We start from the raw sequence: 2,392 nt of genomic DNA on the forward strand, positions 1-2,392 counted from the left end.
GAAGCACGACATCGCTTCATTTCAGTCTCAACTTTCAGAAGCGGTCAAAATCAGGATTGAGATGTTCGCCCGTTCGGACAAAGGAGAGCCCATTGACGGTTCTTATCTGACAATGCTCTGTTACAAATCGTTGTTCGATGCGCTGGCGGCCTGTGATCTGAGTCGTGCCGAACAGTTGGCGGCACATCTCGGCGGACGCGCTGAACTGGAGCGCGAACATGACCATCCGTTTGATTATACGCTCGGTTACACTCTGCGTGCCTTCGTGTTGCGCGATCAGGAGCAGATGCAGGAATGGACTCCGAAATTCGTGGATCAGTGTCATAAGTCGAAAATGACGGATTTCCTGGGGTATGGTGCTGTCTTTCAGGCGCTCATCAGTCGAGATACAGCGGCGGTGAATGACGGACTGGCGAGCATCGTCCAGGGACATCAGAAACAGTCGAAAGGGAGCGGTATCTTCGTGAGCACTGACGATGAACTACTCTGCATGTGGGGGCTGGGGATGGCCAATCTGGCACGGGCACACGGAATTCCCTCCGAAGCCGTTCCGCCATTGATTCCCCGGGACTTGTTGAGTCCGGTGAATCGCAGATGTTGAAAGCAAACTATTAATCAGGATCAGTTATGAGCTACCAGGTTAACGAGAAAGAATTTGAGAATGTCATTCGGTTACCGTCCTTTGACCGTTACCAGTACTTTTTGAACAGGGTGGCGGACTGGGAAGAGGTCTGGAGTGTGGGCCACGCGGAGGGCTGGCGGATGATGAGCGATGCGGAGGAGACGGTCTGCATTCCGGTCTGGCCGGCGCGGGCGTTTGCGGAAGCCTGTTGTCAGGGGGACTGGTCCGGGGATGAGCCTCGGGTGATTTCGCTCGATGACTGGATGACCCGCTGGCTGCCCGGTATGTGTGACGACGGCAGAAAAGTGGCCGTCTTTCCCCTGCCCTCTGACCAGGGGCTGGTGTTGGAGGTAGAACGCTTGCGTGAAGATCTGGAGGAAACGCTGGAGCAGTATGGATAGCGGTGTGAAGACGTGCTTTCGCCGGGATTCCGGTTGTTGCTACAGCAACTGGTGGTCTACAATTTATGCTGGACTGGCGTCAAAGTTTTTGAGTGGGGAGATGTGATCATGTTGAGGTTGGGGTTTCGATGTCTGCTGGCGGGGGCGCTGCTGGTCTCTGTCTGCCAGGCCGATCCGGGGTCACGGCAGGTGGCTCCTGCGGATGCGCGTCAGTCGGTACCAGGTCAGTCTGTGCAGGGTGGTCGACAGGCTGTGAGTGGCAAGTCTCCCTGGCGGACTGCGACACCGCAACAGCAGGCGGAAATCGAAGCGTTGATCGATCAACTGGTGCTCGATACACGCATCGATCCGAACGACATGGTTGCCCGGGGTAAAGCGTGGGATACCTGCATCGCGGCGTTTGATAAATTGTCGACTTACCAGGAACGGGCCTTTCCACAACTGGTCCAACACCTGGACGACAAGCGGCCTTCGATACCTTTCCGAAACCATCGTCTGGACTTTCAAGTCGGGAAAGCCTGCTATTGGAATATCTACTATCAACTGCAGGACCGGCCCGACGACTATTCCCGCTACGGTTATTACCGCAAAGGGCGCGACGGGAAAGATCATCCTCAGCCGTACTGGAAAGGGACTCCTTTTGACGATGCGGGGGGCGTGAAGAAATGGCTGGCGGCCCACCGGGGGCTCTCCTATCCGGAAATGCAGGTCAAGTGCCTGCAGTGGCTGCTGAAAAAAGAGAAGCAGATCGGTGTTCCCGATGCTGAGAGTTACTTCCGCAACATCCTGCCGCTGGAGATCCAGATTCTAAAACGGCGACAACAGGCGGGAGAAGATGTGCAGGCCGAGCTGAAACGCCTGCAGAAGATCAAACAGGAAAAGCGGGTCGATCAAATTCCCCGGAAGTTGTTGCCGGGGGAAAAACTTCGCCCCGGCACTTACCAGGTCCGGCGGTATTGGAAAGGGCAATGGACCAGCATCGGTACCCTGCACCGGGATGACCGGGAGCGACTGACGTGGGAACTGCGGGCGATGCCGGGGGATGAACCGTGAGCTTGTCCTGGACCATGACTATCGAACAGAATGGGCCAGAGAACCCGTATCTAAATGAATTACAGAGATCAATCGAACGGAAGAGACTATGGCCGGACTGGCAGACCGCTTACCGATGCTCGTTGAATTGCGTAGTGAGAATCGGGAAATCGTACGGGCAAATGCAGCCGATCCCAAAAAGGACTGGAATGGCATTTGCAGCAGCACGTTGGCCAGCGACTTGCGTTTCTTTGCGATCGCCGATTATTTTCTGAAGCACGACATCGCTTCATTTCAGTCTCAACTTTCAGAAGCGGTCAAAATCAGGATTGAGATG

General features: G+C 55.3%; 4 protein-coding genes. All 4 read left to right on the top strand.

Annotation, left to right across the window (positions count from 1 at the left end; genetic code table 11):
- Window positions 1-601, top strand: a 601-nt coding sequence (locus tag RID21_RS27330) for a hypothetical protein (protein WP_350194502.1), incomplete at its 5' end; no start/stop codon positions are given.
- A gap of 26 nt (window positions 602-627) precedes the next feature.
- Window positions 628-1,023 carry a DUF2750 domain-containing protein gene (locus tag RID21_RS27335; protein WP_350194504.1) on the top strand — a complete coding sequence of 132 codons (396 nt, stop codon included), beginning with the start codon at window positions 628-630 and terminating at the stop codon, window positions 1,021-1,023.
- A 108-nt stretch (window positions 1,024-1,131) separates the two neighbouring features.
- The gene (locus RID21_RS27340) at window positions 1,132-2,076 is read left to right on the top strand and encodes a hypothetical protein (protein ID WP_350194506.1); all 945 of its coding nucleotides are present in this window, start codon (window positions 1,132-1,134) and stop codon (window positions 2,074-2,076) included.
- 88 nt (window positions 2,077-2,164) lie between these two features.
- Window positions 2,165-2,392, top strand: a 228-nt coding sequence (locus RID21_RS27345) for a hypothetical protein (RefSeq protein WP_350194508.1), incomplete at its 3' end; no start/stop codon positions are given.

This window comes from Gimesia sp. (assembly GCF_040219335.1).
Lineage (GTDB): Bacteria > Planctomycetota > Planctomycetia > Planctomycetales > Planctomycetaceae > Gimesia.